At 70.1% G+C, this 19,010-nt stretch carries 27 protein-coding genes; 11 read left to right on the top strand and 16 right to left on the bottom strand.

Features of this window, described 5'->3' with window-relative positions; all coding sequences use genetic code 11:
* Positions 1-77 precede the first annotated feature (77 nt).
* The 3 genes from ACRDSQ_RS30255 to ACRDSQ_RS30245 are packed head-to-tail and all read right to left on the bottom strand — an operon-like array spanning position 78 to position 3,220.
* The gene (locus tag ACRDSQ_RS30255; protein WP_431425790.1) at positions 78-1,349 is read right to left on the bottom strand and encodes an MFS transporter; all 1,272 of its coding nucleotides are present in this window, start codon (positions 1,347-1,349) and stop codon (positions 78-80) included.
* Positions 1,346-2,710, bottom strand: coding sequence for an MBL fold metallo-hydrolase (locus ACRDSQ_RS30250; protein WP_431425788.1), 1,365 nt, complete (start codon positions 2,708-2,710; stop codon positions 1,346-1,348). The genes ACRDSQ_RS30255 and ACRDSQ_RS30250 overlap by 4 nt, the downstream gene beginning before the upstream one ends.
* 9 nt (positions 2,711-2,719) lie before the next feature.
* Positions 2,720-3,220, bottom strand: a complete 501-nt coding sequence (locus tag ACRDSQ_RS30245; RefSeq protein ID WP_431425787.1) for a hypothetical protein — start codon at positions 3,218-3,220, stop codon at positions 2,720-2,722.
* Positions 3,221-3,357: 137 nt separating this feature from the next.
* Here ACRDSQ_RS30245 and ACRDSQ_RS30240 point away from each other — a divergent pair, with 137 nt between their 5' ends.
* The 3 genes from ACRDSQ_RS30240 (at position 3,358) to ACRDSQ_RS30230 (ending at position 4,931) form a co-directional block, all read left to right on the top strand.
* Positions 3,358-4,023, top strand: coding sequence for a metalloregulator ArsR/SmtB family transcription factor (locus ACRDSQ_RS30240; RefSeq protein ID WP_431425785.1), 666 nt, complete (start codon positions 3,358-3,360; stop codon positions 4,021-4,023).
* A 255-nt stretch (positions 4,024-4,278) separates the two neighbouring features.
* Positions 4,279-4,611, top strand: a complete 333-nt coding sequence (locus ACRDSQ_RS30235; RefSeq protein WP_431425792.1) for a class I SAM-dependent methyltransferase — start codon at positions 4,279-4,281, stop codon at positions 4,609-4,611.
* Entirely contained in the window at positions 4,560-4,931 is a 372-nt protein-coding gene (locus ACRDSQ_RS30230; protein ID WP_431425783.1) for a hypothetical protein, read from the top strand. The genes ACRDSQ_RS30235 and ACRDSQ_RS30230 overlap by 52 nt, the downstream gene beginning before the upstream one ends.
* Here ACRDSQ_RS30230 and ACRDSQ_RS30225 read toward each other — a convergent pair.
* From ACRDSQ_RS30225 to ACRDSQ_RS30215, 3 genes are all read right to left on the bottom strand, one after another.
* Positions 4,888-5,517, bottom strand: a complete 630-nt coding sequence (locus ACRDSQ_RS30225) for a hypothetical protein (protein WP_431425781.1) — start codon at positions 5,515-5,517, stop codon at positions 4,888-4,890. The two genes, ACRDSQ_RS30230 and ACRDSQ_RS30225, sit on opposite strands and share 44 nt — an antisense overlap.
* On the bottom strand, positions 5,514-6,527 hold the full coding sequence (locus ACRDSQ_RS30220) for a DUF3179 domain-containing protein (RefSeq protein WP_431425779.1): 1,014 nt from the start codon (positions 6,525-6,527) through the stop codon (positions 5,514-5,516). The genes ACRDSQ_RS30225 and ACRDSQ_RS30220 overlap by 4 nt, the downstream gene beginning before the upstream one ends.
* A gap of 93 nt (positions 6,528-6,620) precedes the next feature.
* Positions 6,621-6,935 (bottom strand): hypothetical protein, encoded by a 315-nt coding sequence (locus ACRDSQ_RS30215; RefSeq protein WP_431425777.1) that lies wholly within the window; start codon positions 6,933-6,935, stop codon positions 6,621-6,623.
* A gap of 137 nt (positions 6,936-7,072) precedes the next feature.
* On the opposite strand from ACRDSQ_RS30215, the gene ACRDSQ_RS30210 reads away from it, so the two are divergent.
* The 4 genes from ACRDSQ_RS30210 (at position 7,073) to ACRDSQ_RS30195 (ending at position 9,614) form a co-directional block, all read left to right on the top strand.
* Positions 7,073-7,822, top strand: coding sequence for a Crp/Fnr family transcriptional regulator (locus ACRDSQ_RS30210; RefSeq protein ID WP_431425775.1), 750 nt, complete (start codon positions 7,073-7,075; stop codon positions 7,820-7,822).
* A gap of 103 nt (positions 7,823-7,925) precedes the next feature.
* Positions 7,926-8,330, top strand: a complete 405-nt coding sequence (locus tag ACRDSQ_RS30205) for a hypothetical protein (protein WP_431425773.1) — start codon at positions 7,926-7,928, stop codon at positions 8,328-8,330.
* Between the two features lie 77 nt (positions 8,331-8,407).
* On the top strand, positions 8,408-8,974 hold the full coding sequence (locus ACRDSQ_RS30200) for a hypothetical protein (protein ID WP_431425772.1): 567 nt from the start codon (positions 8,408-8,410) through the stop codon (positions 8,972-8,974).
* 124 nt (positions 8,975-9,098) lie between these two features.
* On the top strand, positions 9,099-9,614 hold the full coding sequence (locus ACRDSQ_RS30195; RefSeq protein ID WP_431425770.1) for a hypothetical protein: 516 nt from the start codon (positions 9,099-9,101) through the stop codon (positions 9,612-9,614).
* 22 nt (positions 9,615-9,636) lie between these two features.
* On the opposite strand, the gene ACRDSQ_RS30190 is transcribed toward ACRDSQ_RS30195, so the two are convergent.
* Together ACRDSQ_RS30190 and ACRDSQ_RS30185 are read right to left on the bottom strand one after the other, a co-directional pair.
* Positions 9,637-9,918, bottom strand: coding sequence for a hypothetical protein (locus tag ACRDSQ_RS30190; RefSeq protein WP_431425768.1), 282 nt, complete (start codon positions 9,916-9,918; stop codon positions 9,637-9,639).
* Between the two features lie 19 nt (positions 9,919-9,937).
* Complete coding sequence (locus ACRDSQ_RS30185) at positions 9,938-10,303, bottom strand: ArsR/SmtB family transcription factor (RefSeq protein WP_431425766.1); 366 nt, start codon at positions 10,301-10,303, stop codon at positions 9,938-9,940.
* 95 nt (positions 10,304-10,398) lie between these two features.
* On the opposite strand from ACRDSQ_RS30185, the gene merA reads away from it, so the two are divergent.
* From merA to ACRDSQ_RS30165, 4 genes are read left to right on the top strand one after another with little or no spacing between them, the layout of a single operon-like run.
* Positions 10,399-11,832, top strand: a complete 1,434-nt coding sequence (merA, locus tag ACRDSQ_RS30180) for a mercury(II) reductase (RefSeq protein WP_431425765.1) — start codon at positions 10,399-10,401, stop codon at positions 11,830-11,832.
* 13 nt (positions 11,833-11,845) lie between these two features.
* Entirely contained in the window at positions 11,846-12,298 is a 453-nt protein-coding gene (locus ACRDSQ_RS30175; RefSeq protein ID WP_431425764.1) for a MerR family transcriptional regulator, read from the top strand.
* 27 nt (positions 12,299-12,325) lie between these two features.
* Positions 12,326-12,997 (top strand): organomercurial lyase, encoded by a 672-nt coding sequence (gene merB, locus ACRDSQ_RS30170; protein WP_431425762.1) that lies wholly within the window; start codon positions 12,326-12,328, stop codon positions 12,995-12,997.
* Positions 12,994-13,632 (top strand): alkylmercury lyase family protein, encoded by a 639-nt coding sequence (locus ACRDSQ_RS30165; protein WP_431425761.1) that lies wholly within the window; start codon positions 12,994-12,996, stop codon positions 13,630-13,632. Before merB ends, ACRDSQ_RS30165 begins: the two co-directional genes overlap by 4 nt.
* 63 nt (positions 13,633-13,695) lie before the next feature.
* Here the strand turns inward: ACRDSQ_RS30165 and ACRDSQ_RS30160 are convergent, their stop codons facing one another.
* The 8 genes from ACRDSQ_RS30160 to ACRDSQ_RS30125 all read right to left on the bottom strand — a co-directional run.
* Positions 13,696-14,319, bottom strand: a complete 624-nt coding sequence (locus ACRDSQ_RS30160) for a hypothetical protein (protein ID WP_431425759.1) — start codon at positions 14,317-14,319, stop codon at positions 13,696-13,698.
* 243 nt (positions 14,320-14,562) lie between these two features.
* A complete protein-coding gene (locus ACRDSQ_RS30155) occupies positions 14,563-15,369 on the bottom strand; it encodes a Clp protease N-terminal domain-containing protein (protein ID WP_431425757.1) in 807 nt (268 codons plus the stop codon).
* 140 nt (positions 15,370-15,509) lie between these two features.
* Complete coding sequence (locus ACRDSQ_RS30150) at positions 15,510-15,689, bottom strand: hypothetical protein (protein ID WP_431425756.1); 180 nt, start codon at positions 15,687-15,689, stop codon at positions 15,510-15,512.
* Positions 15,686-15,988: a hypothetical protein gene (locus tag ACRDSQ_RS30145; RefSeq protein WP_431425754.1), complete on the bottom strand. Its 303-nt coding sequence runs from the start codon at positions 15,986-15,988 to the stop codon at positions 15,686-15,688. The genes ACRDSQ_RS30150 and ACRDSQ_RS30145 overlap by 4 nt, the downstream gene beginning before the upstream one ends.
* A 41-nt stretch (positions 15,989-16,029) precedes the next feature.
* The gene (locus ACRDSQ_RS30140; protein WP_431425752.1) at positions 16,030-17,337 is read right to left on the bottom strand and encodes an ankyrin repeat domain-containing protein; all 1,308 of its coding nucleotides are present in this window, start codon (positions 17,335-17,337) and stop codon (positions 16,030-16,032) included.
* A 160-nt stretch (positions 17,338-17,497) separates the two neighbouring features.
* A complete protein-coding gene (locus tag ACRDSQ_RS30135; RefSeq protein ID WP_431425751.1) occupies positions 17,498-17,914 on the bottom strand; it encodes a DoxX family protein in 417 nt (138 codons plus the stop codon).
* 84 nt (positions 17,915-17,998) lie between these two features.
* Positions 17,999-18,352 (bottom strand): sensor histidine kinase, encoded by a 354-nt coding sequence (locus ACRDSQ_RS30130; protein WP_431425749.1) that lies wholly within the window; start codon positions 18,350-18,352, stop codon positions 17,999-18,001.
* A partial coding sequence (locus ACRDSQ_RS30125) for a histidine kinase dimerization/phospho-acceptor domain-containing protein (RefSeq protein ID WP_431425748.1) occupies positions 18,349-19,010 on the bottom strand: 662 nt, incomplete at its 5' end. The genes ACRDSQ_RS30130 and ACRDSQ_RS30125, both read right to left, overlap by 4 nt.

Raw genomic sequence — 19,010 nt, 5'->3', positions numbered from 1 at the left:
GGGTACGGCAGCATCGCCTCGGCCACGTGCGGATCGACGGGTGTGGTGGCGTTGTGGCCCAGGGTAGATCCGGCGGGTCATGGCGTGTCCTCGGCCGGATGTCGCGGGTGGGTTTCGTACATGCGTGCGGCGACGACGAGCCCGGATGCGGCGGTGATCGCGGCGACCACCCAGACCGCGGCGCGCAGGCCCCACAGGTCGGCGACGACGCCGGAGACGATGGCGCCGACGGCGAATCCGCTGTCGCGCCAGAGCCGGTAGACGCCGACGGCGCGGGCCCGCCAGGCCGGGTGGGCGACGTCGCCGATGACGGCGAGCAGGGTGGGGTAGACCATCGCGGTGCCGGCACCGAGCAGGACCGCGGCCACCGCCCAGGTGGTGAACGTGTCGGCGAGGGCGATCAGGGCGAGTGCGGCGGCCTGGACGAGCATTCCGGCGGTGATCAGGTGTTTGCGGCCCCACCGGTCGGACAGTGGTCCGGTGGCGAGCTGCCCGAGGCCCCAGACCGCGGGGTAGAGCGCGGTGAGGATGCCCATGTCGGTGATGGACAGCCCGGCGGCGACGAACAGGATCGGGAACAGGCCCATGGCCAGGCCGTCGTTGAGGTTGTTGACCATTCCGGCCTGGCTCGCGGCGGACAGTGCGGGTTCGCGCAGGCTGGTGTGGCGCAAGACCTCGCGGTTGGTCAGCTTGGCGTGCAGGTGGTCGTGTCGTCCGTCGGCGCGGGCGGTGTGACTCTCGGCCTCCAGCAGCGCGTGGTCCCGGGTCTCGCGCACGAAGATCGTGGTCAGGCCGAGGCCGAGTACGACGTAGGCGGCGCCGAGCAGGAACGGCGCGGGGCGCAGGCCGTAGTGGGCGGCGAGGTAGCCGGTGGCCGCGGCGGTGACCGCGACGGCGAAGTAGCCCGCGGCTTCGTTGAGCCCCATCGCCAGCCCGCGGCGGTGCGGCCCGGCGAGGTCGATCTTCATGATCACCGTGGTGGACCAGGTCAGGCCCTGGTTGATGCCGAGCAGCACGTTGGCGGCCACGATCCAGCCCCAGTTCGGGGCCCAGATCAGCAGCAGCGGGACGGGGATTGCGATCAGCCAGCCGGCCAGCAGTACGGGTTTGCGGCCGTACCGGTCGGACAGGGTGCCTGCGACGTAGTTGGTGGCGGCCTTGGTGATGCCGAAGGCGAGTACGTATGTCAGCAGGGCGGTGTACGCGGTGAGCCGGAACTGCTGCTCGGCCAGCAACGGCAGGACGTTGCGTTCCTGCCCGAGCACGCCGCCGACCAGCGCGTTGACCGCCACGAGCAGGCTGAACTGGGGGAGGTTGGCGCGCAGCCCCAGTTGCGGCGTGACGCTCACGCGCCCGTCTCCAGGCGCCGGCCGCTCGCCCGCGTCCAGTCGTCCACGCCGCCGCGCAGGATCGTCAGGTCCCGGTGCCCGGCCCGTTCGAGGATGCTGGCCGCGGTCGTGGCGCGCTCGCCGTGCCCGCACATCACCAACGTCGGCCCGCGCGGCACGTCGGCCGTGTTGGCGGGCAGGTGGCCGAGCTCGATGTGGGTGGCGCCGGGCAGGTGTCCGGCGGTGAACTCCGTGTCCTGCCGGACGTCGAGCACGTGCCGGGCGCCGATGTCGTCGGCGTGGACGAGCCGGGTGTGCGCGGTGTCCAGGCCGGCGGCGGTCCACGCGGCCATGCCACCGGCGAGTTCCCCGGCCAGGTTGTCGTAGCCGATCTTGGCTGCCTGCCAGGCGATCTCGCCCGGGTCCTGGTCGCTGTCCCGGACGATGATCAGCGGCCGTTCGTCGGAGACCAGCCAGCCGAGCCAACTGGCGAACGCCGGCCGTAGCGGGATCGACAACGCGCCCGGGATGTGCGCCTCGGCGAACGCTTCGGCCGGCCGCGCATCGATAGGCAACGCCCCGCCCGCCAGCAGTCCCCGTACCGCCACCACGTCCATTGTGGACAGTTGTGGTGCGCCGCCGAGCAGGGCGGGGCCACGCCGGTTGATCTCGGCGAGACGTTGGAAGTAGGTCGGGTAGCTGCCGAGCGAGTCGAGCAGCGTGGTGACGAACTCGTCCTCGGATTCGGTGCGCAGCAACGGATTGGTGGCTTTCTCCCGCCCGATGCTGCTGGTGCGTTCGGCGCCGGGCGGGGCCGAGCAGAAGGATCCGGCGCCATGCGTGGGCCACACCGCGACCTCGTCCGGCAGGGTGGTGAGCCGCCGCAGTGAGGCGTACTGCGCGCGGGCGAGCCGCTCGGTCTGGTCGGGGGAGACGAGGTCGGTGCGGGCGGCGGCACCGACGATCAGCGAGCCGCCGGTGAACACGCCGAGCGGACGGTCCCCGTCCAGCAGCAGGAACGACACGTGCTCATGGGTGTGGCCGGGGGTGGCCAGCGTGCGCAGCCGAAGGCCGCCAAGGTCGACCTCGTCCCCGTCGGCCAGTCCGGTGTGGACGAACTCGCGCGCACCGGCCGCGGAGGCGAGTACGCGGGCGTCCTCGGTAGCGGCCAGGTCGAGCGCGCCGGAGAGGAAATCGGCGTGCAAGTGCGTGTCCGCGGCGAACGCGATCCTCAGCCCGCGCCGCCGCGCGACCTGGTGTACCTCGCGCAGGTCGCGGCTGACGTCCACGGCCAGCGCCCGGCCGTCGCCGAGGTCGACGAGGTAGGCGGAGTTGCCCAGGCCCTCGTCGACCAGCGGAACGACCACGGTGTCGTCGTCCATCACAGGCATTCAACTCTCTTTGCGGGACCGGGCAAGGCCGTAGTAGGCCAGCGCGGCTCCGGCGACGAAGATCAGCGTGTCGAGGTAGATCAGCCCGAGGTGCCCGAGGGTGTCGAAGCCCCACGGGTAGTGCGCGGGCAGCGCGACGGCCAGGGCGAGAACCGGCACGGCCACGGCGGTGACCCAGGCCCACATCTGGCCGCGGCGCACCCCGAACCACGCCAGGCACGCCACGGCCAGGCCGGCCGCGGCGATGAAGCCGCTGACCGCGATGTGCAGGTGACTGATGTAGTGGTAGAGCGACGGGGAGAACGCCTCGATCTGGGTCTTGCCGACGCTGACCTCCGAGGATCCGATGCCCAGCTCAAGGAACGAGTCGGTGAAGTTGCGGACGAAGAAGATCACCGCGTAACCGATGAAGCCGATACCGGCCAGGCTCATCACCGCCGACCCGGCGCGCAACGCGGACTGTGCCGATACTGCGGGTAGGTGCGCGGACTCGGTCGCCATCGCAACCCACCCCCTCTCTGTTTCCGAGGCCCTGCCGGACCTGTTCAAGTGAATGTTTGAATAGTCCGCTCACCATCGGTCGCTTGTCAAGCGATTGTTTGAATAGAATAATAGGTGCGGAGGAAAGGGGTGCGGCGATGAGCGACCGGCTGGCGAAGGACGCACTGTTCGACGGGTTCGCGCAGGTCACCAAGGCGCTCGGCAACGGCAGGCGGGCCGAGATCGTCGACCTGCTGGCCCAGGGCGAGCGCTCGGTGGAGGAGATCGCCACGGAGATCGGGCAGAGCGTGGCCAACACCTCGCACCACCTGCAGCAGATGCTGCGCGCCGGGCTGGTCAGCACCCGCCGCGACGGCAACCGAATCCACTACTCGCTGGCCGGCGAGCGGGTGCTCGACCTGTGGGCGGCGGTCCGCGACGTCGCCGCCGCGCATGTCGCCGAACTGGACCGGCTCACCGCGGCCTACCTCGGTGACCGATCCTCGCTGCGCACGGTGTCCCGCGACGAGCTGGCCGACCGGCTGCGCCGCGGCGACGTGGTCGTGCTCGACGTGCGGCCGGCCGCCGAGTTCCGTTCCGGGCACATCGACGGCGCGGTGTCGCTGCCGATCGACGAGCTCCAGCGCCGGGTCCGTGGCGTTCCCAAGGACCGAGAAGTGGTGGCCTACTGCCGCGGTCCGTATTGCGTGTACGCCGATGACGCGGTGCGCACACTGCGGCGGCGCGGTTATCAGGCGGCGCGTCTGGAGGACGGCTACCCGGAGTGGGCGCGCGGCGGGTTCTCGGTGGAGACCGGTGAGTGACTCGCGTACCGCGCGGATCGGTGCTACGACGAATCTCCACGACGATGCCGAGTCCGGGACGGTTCCGCCGTCCTTGGGGCGACGACGTCGGGACCTGGTGGGAGGAACCGGGACCTGGTGGGAGGAACGCTGTGCGATACATGTTGCTGATCTACGGATGCGACCGGCTCGAGCCCGGAGACCCGGGGGTTCAGGTGTGCAGCATCCGTTCGGCACAGCCGTCGGTCCCGGCGGAGCGGGCATCGGGTCGCCGATATCGCTGCCGGCCCTGGAGCGACCGCATGCGCGCTGGCGGTCGAGTACGGCGTCACCGTCGACGGCGTCGACCTCAGTGAGTCCACAGTGGAGCGTGCACGCGCCGCGGCGGACAAGGCGGGGCTCTCCGGGAAGGTTCGGTTCCATCTCGGGGATGCCGAGCGGCTTCCCTTGCCCGGCAACACGTTCGACGCCCTGGTGTGCGAGTGCGCCTTCTGCACCTTCCCCGGCAAAGCCGCGGCCGCCGCGGAGTTCGCCAGGGTGCTGCGGCCCGGCGGCGGGTGGGCATCACCGACGTCACCGTGGCCGAAGCGGGTCTGCCGGACGGGTTGACAACGATGGCCGCCTGGGTGGCCTGCATCGCCGATGCTCGCTCGGTGCGGGAGTACACCGAGATCCTGGCCCGCGCCGGATTGCGGACCGTGCGCACCGAGGCCCATGACGACGCGATCGTGCGGATGATCGACCAGATCGAGGCCAGACTCTGCGTGCTGCGCATGACCGCCGCCGACCGCCTCACCCAGGCGGGCGTGGACACCGACGCCGTGCTGCGCTACACCGCACTCGCCAAGCAGGCCGTGGCCGACGGGCTCATCGGTTACGGGCTGCTCATCGCGGAGAAGCCAGCCGGTGGGCGCCCCACACCAGGGTGATGGCCAGGAGCACCAGCGACAGCGGATAGAACACCATGCGCAGCGGCACCACGATGGGCAGCAGCGCCGCCGCGGTGCCGCTGCCCAGCACGAGAAGGAATGGGGGAAGGCAGCAGGCGACGCCGGTGAGCAGTGCCGGCAGTGCGGCAAGCAGGCGGCCGTAGCCGGTGCGCCGGCACGATGTCACATGGGCCGCGTACGCGGCCACGGTCAGGTTCAGCCCGACCAGCCCGGCGAGCAGGCCGCCGAGGACGAGGTTGACCGGACTGAGCAGGACGGTGAGCCACGGCAGCGGCTGGATCGCGAGGACGGGCTCGAACAGGTAGGGCGCCCGCGCGTGGAACAGCCGCTCGGTCCAGTCCGGGACCACCTCGATCCACGTGGCAGCCGATCGGCCGCCGAGCGCGATGTCTCCGATGGCCAGCAGGTACAGCACCAGCGCCACGATCGCGGCGACGATCCCGGCCAGGCGGTAGCGGCGCACCGCGAGAGCGGCGCCGGTGCGCCGGGGTGTGGCGCGGACGGCGGCCAGCGCCGTGTCGGCCGCGTCACCGACCCTGGCCACCGCGGTGACCAGCCGGCTCACCGGAGGACCTGGGTATCGGGGTGGAAGGCGTACCAGGCGAACCACATCGCATCCAGCACGTCGGCTGCGTCATCGGTGCCGGTGACACGGACGGTGTCCAGCGCCTCGTCCCACACCGCGGTGACGTGTGCCCCGGCCAAGGCGACGGGCACGGACCTGGCGCGCCGCACGAGCTCCCGGTGGACCGCGACCGTCCGCTCGCCGGTGCTGATCCCGATCACGACCTCCTTGGCCGGGAACCGGTTGTCGGTTGCCAGCACGGGAAAGATCGGGCGGCCCTCGACGTAGTAGCCGGAGCGTCGCGGGTAGGAGCCGTACGGGTCCTTGCCGTAGCTCCGCAGCGACCCGGTTTCGGTGGACAGCACCTTGGTGTCGGGATGCGTTGTGCGCCAAGCCTTCCACGAGGCCCACACCAGCGGCACGGTGCCCAGCCGCTGTCCCTTGCGCGGGCCGCGGATGGCCGCACCGATCAGCTGCGGCCATTCCGACTCGCTCTGCCGGTCGTACATGAGCAGGTTGGAGTTGACCAGGTTGCCGGTGGTGCCGAAGGTCAGCTCCGGGCCGCCGCGCACTCCGGTGAACCCGATCACCGTGCCGGTCAGCGGGCAGTAGGTGACGGCCATCCGCTGCCCGGCCACGGTGTCGTTGACGATCTCGTGCCAGACCAGTACGAACTGCGGATAGGCCCGGACCTCGCCGCGGTGGATCAGGCCGAACACCGGCTCGTCGTCGCTGAGAAAGTCCGCCCGGCCGGCGGGGACGAACTGGGGGCGGTCGATCGCCGGGATGCCGTCCTTACCCGGGCCACCCTCGGTGATCGCGTCGACCAGTACCTCCGGCGAAGGCGGCTCACCAGGGGCCGGCGACGCGCTGGGCACCGTTCCGTTCCTGTCGCTCGACGGCCAGAGCGCCGCACCACCGGAGATGGCGAGCGCGCCGCCGCCAAGGACGGCGACACCCTTGAGGAACTGCCGTCGGGACGGTGTTCGAGGTTCGGCAATCCTCGTCATCGGGCACCACCTCCGCCCACGTCCATGAAACGCCTCCGGCCGCCAGCGCGCAGCGTGCTGTGTCAGGCAGCTGACACAACCGCCGGCGGGCGGTCACGCGAAGGTGCCCAGCCAGGTGGTCAGGGCGTACAAGGAAACGTAGGTGCCCACGGCGACGGCCAGCACGCCGAGCAGCCGCCATCGCCAGCGCCGCACCCCGGCGACACTGCACTGGTCGGGGCGGCGCAGCGACCACCAGACCAGACCGGAGAGGACGGCGAGCCCGCCAAGGCGGAACCACCAGGCGTAGTTGGCGTAGAGGTTGGTCGCCCACGCGAACGCTGTCCCGGCGCTCACGATGCCCACCAGCGCGAGCACCGTGGGGCCGACGCAGCACAGGATGCCGACCAGGCCGCTGGCCAGACCCATCCGCCACATCGGCAGTCGATCCGTCCTAGGCCGCCGGTGGAAGCCGCCGGCGCCGGGGTCTCACTCATCGCGTACCAGCCAACCACATCGACTGCTCTGGCTGTCCGAATCTGTCAGCACGGTGACACCATGAACTCATGGGCTCGCGGCTGCCCTGGTCTGATTCGACTCGGGCCGCCCTGGACCGCGCGATGCGGGTACTCGGCAGCGCACCGGCGGACGAGGCGGCCATCCGGCATGCCGCCTGGGTCGCCCGGTGCGTCGGGCGCGGCGACGCGGCCCCATTGACCCCCGACGCGCTCACCGCGCTGGCCGCCACCTTGAAACAGCACCGGATCGAACGCGGCACCGTGATCTTCCACGGCGGCCGACCCGTCGGCGCGGTGTGGATCGTCCAGCACGGGCGGGTCGAACTGTCCGTCGGCTCAGGACGTCGCCGCACAGTCGTGGGCGTGCTGCGCCCCGGTGACGTGGACGGCGATATCCAGCTGCTGCTGGGCACGCCCCTGCCCTACACCGCCCGCGCGCTGGACGACACGACCCTGCTGTCGCTGACCGCCGATGACTTCGACCATCTGCTGGCCACCAGCCTGCCCATCGCCCGCCGCTGGCTGTCCAGCGTCGCCCAGCGGCTTGCGGCGAGCCAGATGCGGCTGCTCGGACTGCTCGGCCGCACCCTCACCGCGCAGGTCGCCCGGCTGCTGCTCGACGAAGTCGTCGACGGCCAGGTCCCGCTGCCACAGCGCACCCTGGCCGCGATGCTCGGTGTGCAACGCCCCTCGGTGAACAAGATCCTCAAGGAGCTCGAACGCGAAGGACTCGTCGGCGTCCGTTACGCCGCCATCGACATCCTCGACCCCGAGGGCCTGGCCAAGCACGCCGGATGATCTTCCAGTCGACGTGCACGTAAGTACTTCGTAAGGCGCTGGAGGGGTGAGGCCGTGCCAGCCGCGCGTAGCGTCGATTCGTTGTCATGGAAGGAGAATCGCGATGAGATCTCGTGCCCCGCTGCTCGCGGGTTTGCTGTTGATCCTCACGTTCGGGCTCCCGGTGACCGCGTCCGCAAGCTCGCCGCCGTTCGTGTTCCCCGCCGGTTGCTGTTATCTCGACGGTGCCGTGGTGCGTACCGTCGTCCCGCCCGCCGCCACGCCTGACGCCGGGCGCGACAACTTCTACGCGATCATGGGTGGGGTCGCCGGTCAGAAGGGTGTCGTTGCCGTCGGGCCGGGCTCTTCGGGCTACCACGGCGGCGACTGGAAGTTCTTCGCGGTGACCTGGAACGTGACGCCCTATCTGCTCACCTCCGAGTCCGCTGTGCTGGCCGCGGCGGCAGTGGGTGCGGTGACCGTGAGCCGGGTGCCCGAGAACGACTTCCTATGCCCCATCCAGCGCTGAGCTGACGCGAACGGCGATACCGGCGGATCCTCGGGGTACGTTCGCGTAAGCCTGGGAGGGGTAAGCCATTGGGCTGGATGTCCAGATCGCTGGCCGTCGGAGCCGTCGGAGCCGTCGGTGCCGGCCTGACCGGGATCTACCTGGGGCTGGTGACCGCCGCGGCGCCGCTGGATCTGGGTGTCGGCCGGCGAACACGGCCGCTGGGCCCGCAGACCATCGACATCCGCGCCACCCGGGAGGTGGTGTTCGACGTGCTGGCCGAGCCCTACCTTGGTCGGACGACGCGGGCGATGGCCGGGAAGCTGACGGTGCTGGAGCGCGGCAGCGACATGGTGCTGGCCGCGCACCGCACCCCGGTCAGCCGCGGGCCGGTGGCCATCACGGTGGAGACGGTGCGGTTCACCCGGCCGGACCGGATCGACTTCAGGCTGGTGCGCGGGCCGGTGCCGCAGGTGAGCGAACAGTTCCTGCTCACCGACCAGCCATTCGGCACCCGGTTGCGGTATGAGGGCGAGCTGGGCACCGACCTGTGGGCGCTCGGCCAGTGGTGGGGCGCGGCCGTCGCCTGCCGCTGGGAGCAGGTCGTCGCGGACACCTTCCGCGACGTGCGAGCTGAGGCCGAACGACGCGCCGACCGACAGTAGACGGTAGCCAGGAAGCTTATGTCGTATGTCGCGCAGGAGTTCGAGGGCTGCCTGGCCGACGGGAGTTGCCGGCCGTACACGCCGGCTTGACTCTCACCCCGGGGGGAGACCATAGCGTCACGGCATGACTCACTCGGCGAACGAGAGTTCCCGAAACCGGGCGGCCGGGGAGCGGGTCGCCACCCGGCGTCGAGCGATCGGTCCACTCGGCACGGCCGCGCGGGTGGTATTGGGCGGCGCGCTGCTGGCCAGCGTGATCGCCGGCCACATGAGCAACGGATGGCGGCCGGTGCCGTGGCTGCTCGCGCTGCTGGCGTTTCCCGGGGTCCTGATGGTGGCGCAGGCGCTTCGAGCTCGCCGGGGCGTTTCGCCGTTGCGGGCGACCGGGCCGGTGGGTTTCGCGGTCAACGTCGTGGTGTTCCTTGCGGTGTACTTGACGCCCTACTATGCGTCGGCGCTCGCGGCGACCAGCGACGCCGCGCTGATCTTTTACGGGGCGTCCATGCTGCTCGCCGCCGTTCGCGGCTACGCGGGTTGCGAGGTCCTGGCCGTGTCGAACTGGCTGCTGCGCCGAGATGATCAGATCGGCTGCGTGGTGTTCGGCCCGGTGGACGCGGTCGAGCGATCACGAACGCGGTAGTGCGGCCGCGGGTGCCGCCGGATCAGTTCTCCTTCGGTTCGCTCGAGGAGTCTGGGTCGTCGGCCGCCGGTTCGGGCTGGCAGCAGGCCGAGTCGTCGGCGGAGGTGGGCTGACGGCCGCGAACGCGATAGGCGACGAGGACGAGCAACGCGACGGCGGCCGCACCGATTACCCAAGGGTCACCGAGGGCTGAGCCGGCCGCGGCGAGGGCGCCGGTCGCGATGAGCACTGGCAGCGCACAGCAGATGATCGGCAGCACGACCAGGCCCGCTGTGGTCAGCAGGTGGGTTCGGTTGCCGTTCATGCGATCGCCCCGCGCTCGGTCACCGCTCGCTGGAGATGCGTATACATGCGGCCAGAGCGGCCGCGTTGTCCGCGGCCAGGGACCGGGCCAGCAGCACCAGCTCCGCCACCCGCGGGTCGGTCACCGTGTAGTGGGCGAAGCGGCCCTCGCGGCGCACTTGCACGTAGCCGCAGTCCGACAGACATCCCAGGTGGGCGGAGACCCGCCCCTGGGACAGGCCGACGTGGGTGACGCATTCGGTGACGGTGTGCTCGTCGTGCAGCAGGAACTCCAGCAGCCGCAGGCGGACCGGGTCGCCCAGCGCGCGGAAGAACTTGGCCACCATGTCCACCCCGTTCGGCTCGGTGGGCAGCAGCGGGGTCGTCGGCTGGGGAACAGCGGCCATGTTCTCGCCATTCTCATATATGCGGATGAACGGATACGAGGTTACCATCAAACGTATCCGTTTGGACGAATACGTTTGATGGGAGGGTGTGGGAGATGCGGTACGACCTGGCCGTGATCGGTTCCGGTGGCGCGGCGTTCGCGGCGGCGATCGCGGCCCGTACCAAGGGCCGTTCGGTGGTGATGATCGAGCGCGACACAGTGGGCGGCACCTGCGTGAACACCGGGTGCGTGCCGTCCAAGGTGCTGCTGGCCGCGGCCGAGGCCCGTCACGTCAGCCTGGACGGCCGGTTCCCCGGTATCAGCGTGTCCCCGTTCGGCGTCGACTTCGGCCGCGTGATCGCGGGCAAGCGAGAGCTGGTCGAGTCGCTGCGGGCGGAGAAGTACACCGACCTGGCCGCCGAGTACGGCTGGGACATCCTCGACGGCACCGCCCGCTTCGCCACCACCGAGTCCGGCCCGGCGCTGGAGGTCGACCTGGCCGACGGCGGCCGGACGACGGCTCGGGCCGAGCACTACCTGATCGCCACCGGCTCGACGCCGTGGGCACCGCCGATCGACGGGTTGGCCGGGGCCGGGTATCTGACCTCGACCACCGCGATGGAACTTGACACGCTGCCGGCGTCGATGATCGTGATCGGGGGAAACGCCGTCGGCCTGGAACAGGCCCAGCTGTGGAACCGGCTCGGCGTCGAGGTGATCATGATCGAGGCGTTGCCGCGCCTGGCGCCGTTAGAAGAGTCCGAGATCAGCGAGATCATCGAGCAGGTGTTCACCCGCGAAGGCATCGGCGTTGTCACCGCCGGCACGATCACCCGCGTGGACCGGTCTGCCGACGGCTACCGCGTCGCTCTCGCCGGCACCGACGGGCAACCCACCCAACTGCGGGCCGAGCAACTGCTGGTGGCCACCGGACGGCGTCCGGTTACCGATGGGCTGAACCTGACCGCGGTCGGGGTGACGGTTGGATCGCGAGGCGAGGTCGTGGTCGACGAGTATCTGCGTACGGACAACCCGCGGATCTGGGCCGCCGGGGACGTCACCGGGCACCCGCAGTTCGTCTACGTCGCCGGAGCCCACGGCACGCTCGTCGCGGACAACGCCTTCGACGACGTCGACGGCGGGGCCGGGCGGACGCTGGACTATCACCACCTGCCACGGGTGACCTTCACCAGCCCCGCCATCGCCTCCGCCGGGCTGACCGACGCCCAAGCCGTCGCACAGGGATACCGGTGCGAGTGCCGTGTGCTGCCGTTGGAGTACGTGCCGCGCGCGCTGGTCAACCGGGACACCGGCGGCCTGATCAAGCTCGTCGCCGACCGCGACACCGGCCGCCTGCTCGGCGCACATGTGATCGCGGAGGGCGCCGGCGACGTGATCGCGACCGCCGTCTACGCGCTGGCCAACCAGATGACCGTGCGGCAGATGGCCGACCTGTGGTGCCCCTACCTGACCATGGCCGAGGGCATCAAGCTCGCCGCCCAGACCTTCACCCGCGACGTGGCCAAGCTGTCCTGCTGCGCCTCGTGACACGAGCGAAGCCATGACGAACAACGGGCTGATGACCGTCGGGGAACTGTCCCGGCGAACGGGTGTCCCGATCAAGAACCTGCGCCAGTACACGGACTGGGGCCTGATCTACACGGTCGGCCGTAGTCCCACGAACTACCGGTTGTTCGACTCCGACGCCCTGTGGTGTGTCGAGTCGATCGGCCGGTTGCGGGGGCTCGGGCTGACGGTGGCCGAGATCCGCCGGCTGACCGACGCCTACCTCCACCGCGGCAGCAACCCGATCGGCCCGCGCCTTGCCGACCTCCTGCACGTGTCCCGGAAACGCCTCACCACGCGCATCGCCGAGCTGCGGCGGACAGTGGAGCGCATCGACCACTTCGAACGCACCCATCGGGCCGAACTCTCCGCCAACCACGCGTGCTGGACCGGCGACCCGCGACCTGAGCTTGACTCTGACCCCGGGGTCAGACCATACGGTCGGTGAACAGGCACTCAAGACCCGGAGCCGATCATGATCAACACCGAGACAAGCCGAATCCTCGCCGACCTCACCAAGCCCGGTGGCGCCCTGGACCTCGGCCCCGACACGGCGCGACTTCTCACCCGCATGCTGCGGCTGCTGGCCGAGGGCAAGCCCGTCGCCCGCGATCGGGTCGATGCCGCCATCGCGGACCTGGGTATCAACCGGGAAACCGCGGACGCGACCCTGGCGGCCTGGACCGAACGCGACCCAGACGGCACCGTGATCGGGCTCGGCCTGACCTACCACCCGACCGCCCACCAGCTGACCATCGACGGCGCCCGCATGTGGGCATGGTGCGCGATGGACACGTTGATCTTCGCCGCGCTGCTCGGCAAGCAGGTCACCATCGAGTCCACCGCGCCGGGTACCCGGGATGTCGTCCGGCTGCACGCGGGCCCGGACGGCATCACCGACGCCGACCCGGCAGGCGCGGTGATCACCTGGCCGCGACGGGACAGCGAGCACGTCGACCTCAGCTCGACCACCGCGATCTGGGGCAGCTTCTGCCACCACAGCTTCCTTTTCCCATCGCGTGCCCAGGCCGAGCGGTGGTCCGCCGGCCGCGACGACATCGACATCTTGCCCCTCGACGACGGATTCCCGGTCGCCCGCGGGCTGGCGCGGGCCCTGACGCGCTACGACGCCGAGGAGTGGCGATGAGCCAACCGCCCGGGCTCGGACTGAACAAGGCGAGTGCCGCCGTGGGGCTGACGCCGGGGGCCCGCGAGGTCCACCGGCACATCCTGGCCACCATGGCCGAAACCGGCGAGGCCCCCTCCCACACCGAGCTCGAACGGTTCGCGCGCGACCACGGCCTCGATCCGGCGCCGGTGCTCACCGAGCTCACCGAACGCGATGTGGTGGCCGTCGACGTGCGAGGCGAACTCCGCGCGGCCTACCCGTTCTCCCCGCACCCGACCGCGATCACCGTGACCTGGGCGGGTGGGCCGACCGTGTTCGCGATGTGCGCGATCGACGCCCTCGGCATGTCCGCGATGCTGGACCGTCCGGTCATCATCACCGCGACCGAGCCCGGCAGCGGCGAGATCGTGATCGTCGAGGTGGACCACGACCGGGCCGGCTGGACTCCCGAGACGGCGGTCGTGTTCGGCGGATCGACGGACGACCCGTGCTGCCCGTCGGTCGACCGATCCTGCGGGAACATCAACTTCTTCACCACCGCCGACGCCGCCCGCACCTGGGCGATCGGGCATCCCGACGTCTCCGGCCACGTACTCGACCAGGCGACCGCACTACGCAAAGGCATCGCCGAGTTCGGCGAGCTGCTGCACTGAGGGAGCAGCACGGAGGCCGAGGCCGGAGTCAGCCGGCCTCGGCCCGTTCCGCGTGCGCACGGTTCACTGCGGAATGAACACCGTGAAACCGCTGTGGTGGGTGTGGTTGAAGTTGATGACATCCTTGACGTTGAGCTTGATGCCTTCGTGCCGGGCCGGAGTGTCAGCGCCGGCGGGGATCTTGTCGCCGATCAGGCAGTCGATGGACAAGATCGACGGGAACGACAGGTTCGTGCCATCCACATGGATCGTCACCTCGAGCTTCGCCAGCCCCCCGCACAGGGGGACCCCGAGTCCGAGGTCTTGGCAGCCGTAGAACTGGAAGCTGGTCAGCCTGGTCGCCTGGAAGGTTCCGGTGGCCAGCACGGCGCCGGTGGCGTTCTTGTGCGTCACAGCGCCGCCACCGCTGGCGGTCTTCGCGGCGACGTCCATGACGCCCGTGCCGTCCAGTTCGATGGTGTCACCGTTGGGCGCCGCGGCGATCGCCACCGGCGGCGAACCCACCGCGTCCTCGAGCAACTGGTCGGCGACATGCCAGCTGTACGCCGCCTTCGACGTAGCCGCCGACGCCGGTGTCGCGGCCGCCAGAGCGGCGGCCACCAGCCCGAGCGTCAAGCCGATCGCCTGCGCGATCCGCCTCGCCCACCGGCGGTGCTGGTTTGATTCCCCTATTCGTAACGTGATCATGGGAACTCCTTAAATCATGCGAGCCGCCGCCCGAGACCAGCTGGAATGGCGCGGCGACTTGCCTGCAAGTTCGAGCCCGGAGACGCAGCCGTTACCCCTTTGCTCGGTAATCCCCGGCCAGTGAGCACGCGGGCGCGGTCAGCGCACAGCGGCGCCGGATTCGGGAGACCGAGCGGAGTCCGCTCCGCCCGCGCAGTCGGTGGCGAGGAGCTGGACCGCATCGAGTTGCGAGATGACCGCTGATCAACGACTCGGGCCGGCCACGTCGACGATCAGCCCCCCCGCCGACAGTTCGTCCACGGCCCCGCGCACGCAACTCTCGCAGATACATACGCCAGGTCCGCCCACCAGGCGCACGCTGGGGGTGGCCTTCCCGCAGAACGAACACGACGGCTGCGCGTCGCGATGTCGCCGGCGTCGGCGCCGCGATGGCGCCGGACACACGACGTCTTCCAACTCGCGCTTGATGTCAGCGACACCCACGCCGAGATCTTGCAGCACGCGTCGTGCCTGCGATCCCGGATCGGTGGCGAGCACGAGCAGCAGGTGCTCCGTGCCGACGTAGCCGTGGCCGCGCTCGCGAGCCAGCCCCCGTGCCCGTTGGATCGCTTCCTCGGCGTCGGGCGTCCACCCCGGCTCGACCGTGCCGGAGGAGACTACGGGACCGAACAGCCGACCGCTCGACTCGATCACCCGTTCCCTGGTCACCCCCAACCGGTCCAGGGCAGCGGCGGCGACCCCGACATGCAGCAGTCCGAGCAGCAGGTACTGGCTGTCGATCTCGTCCACGCCGTCGCGCGCTCCGGCCTCCCGCGCTTGGTCCAGACAAACCTGCAGACGCGGCCGGATCTCCAGCTCCCCGCCGAGCACCGTCAATGGCCGGTCGCCGAACCGCTGCCGGGCAGCCTGCATCGACACTCCCAGCCGCTCGCCGATCGAGGTCCACGACAGCCCGGCCCGGCGGGCCGCGACAACGAAGTGCTCCATCACCTGATCGGCGACGTCGCCCAGCTCCCGCTGCACGGCCGACGCCGCGGCGAGTGCCTCCAACGCGTCAGGTCCACCCCCCGCGGGCCTCGGCCAGCTTGATGAACCGCTCCGGATCCAACGCGGCGTCATCCACATCGACAATATTAGGTTGTCTCGATGATCGGGACAACCCTAAATTGTCATCCCCGGGCAGTCGACGATCAGGAACGGGCTCGTGCGCGCTCGATCGCATCCACCGGTGCGAACACCACGCAGCCGACTTGGTCGTCGCGGCGGAGCAGCAAGTTCGACACGGCGAGTACCTCGCATCCCGCGTACCCTCGCGCGGCGGCCAGCAGCATCGATGCTCCGTAGAAGATCACGGTCGCATCGCTGGTCACGGCGAGCGCGGGTGCGTCGAGGGGGTCAGCCAGAGCGCCAGGAACACCGCGATGTTGACCGTGTGACTCACCGGCCCAGTCGCTCGCAACGGGCGGCGATTCCGGCGACCTCGGATCGCCTGTACCGCGATCAGGACGGCGTGAAAAACCACCAGCGCAAGCAACCACGGCCACGGCCGCCATCCCTTGGTCGCGTGGCCGACGATCAGCGTGACCAGCATCGCGCCGCCCAGCAGTGCCCGGGCGGTCGTGCCCAGAGGGCCGATCGCCCTGCGCCTTTCTGTTGTCGCTCCGGTCATGGCCGCAAGGGATTGCCTCACCCCGGGGTGAGCGTCAACCGCTACTCAGCCGCGTACCGCCGCAGGAGGGCATCGATCGCCTCATCACCGGTGGGATCGGTGTGCCGTGTGGGCGCACCCGCCGCGAGCAGTGCCTCGACGGTTCCCGGGTAGTCGCCGTCGGACGCGCGGTTGTTCCGCAGGCCCCAGAGTGCGCAGTCCAGTGGTGTCGGGCCCTCCTCGTCGAAGGCGCGGTCGTCGAGGTTGGCGCCGCGCTCGATCAACAGCCGCACGACCTCGGTTCGGCCGTGCATGGCTGCCTGGTCCAGCGGGGTGAAGTTGCTCCAGCCGCGGGTATCGACATCCATCCCGGCGTCCAGCAGGGACCGCACCACGCCGGTTCGGCCGAGCAGCGCGAACTGACCGAGGATCCAGCCGTACCCGTGCCGACCGGATGGCACGCCTTTCACGGGCGGCGGCGCGTCCGGCACCCGCACGGATTCGCCGCGCGCGATCGCCAGCACGGTGGCGTCCACCGGGTCCAGCTCGGCGGTGGCGCCGCGAGCCGCGAGCAGCTCGTAGGCGGCGAGGTGACCGCAGCGGGCCGCGAGCGCCAACGGCAGGCGGCCGGTATCCCAGCGGTCCCACGGCAGGTTCACGCCGGCGCCCGCGTCCAGCAGCATCGTGATGATCTCCGGGCCGCGGCCGCGGCTGATCGCGTGGTGCAGACACCGGTTGGCGTTCACGTCGACGCCGCGATCGAGGAACCAGCGCAGCCCGGCGGCGTCCTCGAAGTCCAGCTTGTGGTTGACCAGGTTCTCGTGGCCCGGCGCGTACAGCAGATCCAGAAGTGCGGTGTCGGACTGCTCGCAGGCGTGGTAGAACGCGTCCTCGTCCCGGGTCGCGCCCGCGTCGAGCAGTAGCCGCACCAGGGTCGCGTCGTGCCGGTCAACGGCGGCGAACAGCGCGGACATCCGCCCCTGGCCGTCCCATTCGACGGTGTGACTGTCCGGGTCGGCTCCCGTGTCCAGCAGCAGCCGGGCGCAGGAGCGCACCTGGTGGGCAGAACTGGCGGATCTGCGCAGCACTACCAGTAACGGCGGTAGCCCGGCGACTTCCTCGGTGGCAGCCGACGGATCGGCGCGCAGGATACCGTCGAGGGCCTGCTCGTCAGCGAGCACCAAGCCGCGTTCGAGCGGGCTCAGCGCGAGGGTCTGGATGTGATGGACGAGCGTGGGCCAGCTGTCGAACCCGTACTCGCGGGCCAGTTCGAACTGCGCGCGGCCAAGCGTGCTCGACCGTTCCCGCTTCCGCTGCTTGGCCAGCTTGCGCAGATACTCCAACGATGGGCGCGGTGGCAATTCAGGCACGGCGAACCTCCGATGCCCGTGTCCGCGTCAGCGGGCGAGGTCCGTCGATGAACGGCAATCCCGAGCCGGTGGGATCGTCCCTTCCCCGCGGACTGGGAGCGCCCGGCGACGCGAGCCCATCGTACGCGGGCACCGCTGCCAGTACGAGTGCCGGAATCGGTCAATCAAGCGAGAACAGCGGCCCGGTGATGGTCAGGCCCAGGTCGTCGTGGGACGCGAAGAATGCGAACAGCATCAACGCGGCACCGGCGAGTGCGGTGTCCTTCATGAACTGGGTCATTTCGCCTTGCCTGGCTTGCGGGTCGGTATCGGCCCAGAAACCGTGCATGAGAACGGCGGTGGACAGCAGGAACGCTGCCAGGAGCAGTGCGCCGAGGTCGGCCCAGACCCCGAGCAACACCATCAGGCCACCGATGATGATCTGCAACCCGGTCACGGGCACGGCGATCTTCGCGAGCGGAATGCGCTTCGACTGCGCATAGCCGACCATGGCCTCGCGCTGCGTCAGGTGCGCGAAGCCCGAACCGAGGAACAACACGGCGAAAAGAACGCGGCCGATGAGCACGATGACGTCCACGACACACCTCTCACGTCGAGAGATCGAGCGACAATCCCAGTGTGGACCCAATGGCAAGCCCATGCAGTCGGACACCACCGGAATTCACGTTCGGGTGCCGGCGAGCGGCAGGGTGACGGTGAATCGGGTGCCGTTGGCGCTGGTGTGCACGTCGATGCGGCCGTGGTGCTGGTCGACGATCCAGTTGGCGATGGCGAGCCCGAGCCCGGTACCAGTCGTGGTCCCGGCGTTGCGGCCGCGGTAGAAGCGCTCGAAGATCCGCTGGGTGTCGGTGTCGGGGATGCCGAGTCCGGTGTCGGTCACGCTGATTCGTGCCTGGCCGCCGTTGGTTTGGGTGGTCAGGGTGACTTCGCCCGGCGGCGGGGTGCACTTGACGGCGCTGTCGAGCAGGATCAATAGCAGTTGGGCGAGGTGGTCGGCGTCGCCGTGGGCGATCACGCCGTCCAGGGTGCCGGGTGGGGGCAGGATGAGGTGTGGCCGTCGGCCATTCTGGCGGCCTGCCCGCTGACGGTGTCCAGCACGGTGCCGAGTTCGACCTGGCGGGGCTCGATCGTGGCGCCTGCGTCGGCGCGGGCAAGGATCAGCAGTTGGCGCACCATGCGTGCCATCCGATCCGTTTCCGCGCCGATGTCGGCCAGCGCCTGCGCGGCGAAGCCGGGGTCGTCGTCTCCGGTTCGCGCCAGGGTGTCCACTGTGGACTGGATGCAGGTGAGTGGGGTCCGCAGTTCGTGCGAGCAGTCGGCGAGGAACTGGCGCATCCGCTGGTTCGAGCTGTCCAGTGAGGTGTAGAGCTGCTGCAGCTCGGCGAGCATCTCGTTGAACGTGTCTGTGAGCCGGCCGATCTCGTCGGCCCGCCCGCGGTGCGGAACCCGCCGGCTGACGTCGTGGCTGTCCCGCACAGCCCGGGCCGCCTCGACGACCCGGTCGATCGGGCGCAGCGCGGCGCGGGCGTACAGCCAGCTGGCGACGGCGGTGATCAGCACGGCGCCGCTGATCACCCCGATCAGCAGCCCGCGCAACGTGCGCAACGCGCCGTAGGTGGTCGATGGTGACCGCGCGACGATCACGGTCCGGCCTTCGGTGACCTGGGCGGCGG

It is taken from the genome of Actinokineospora sp. (assembly GCF_050699995.1).
Taxonomy (GTDB): domain Bacteria; phylum Actinomycetota; class Actinomycetes; order Mycobacteriales; family Pseudonocardiaceae; genus Actinokineospora.
This window is presented reverse-complemented; position numbering and strand designations above follow the sequence as displayed.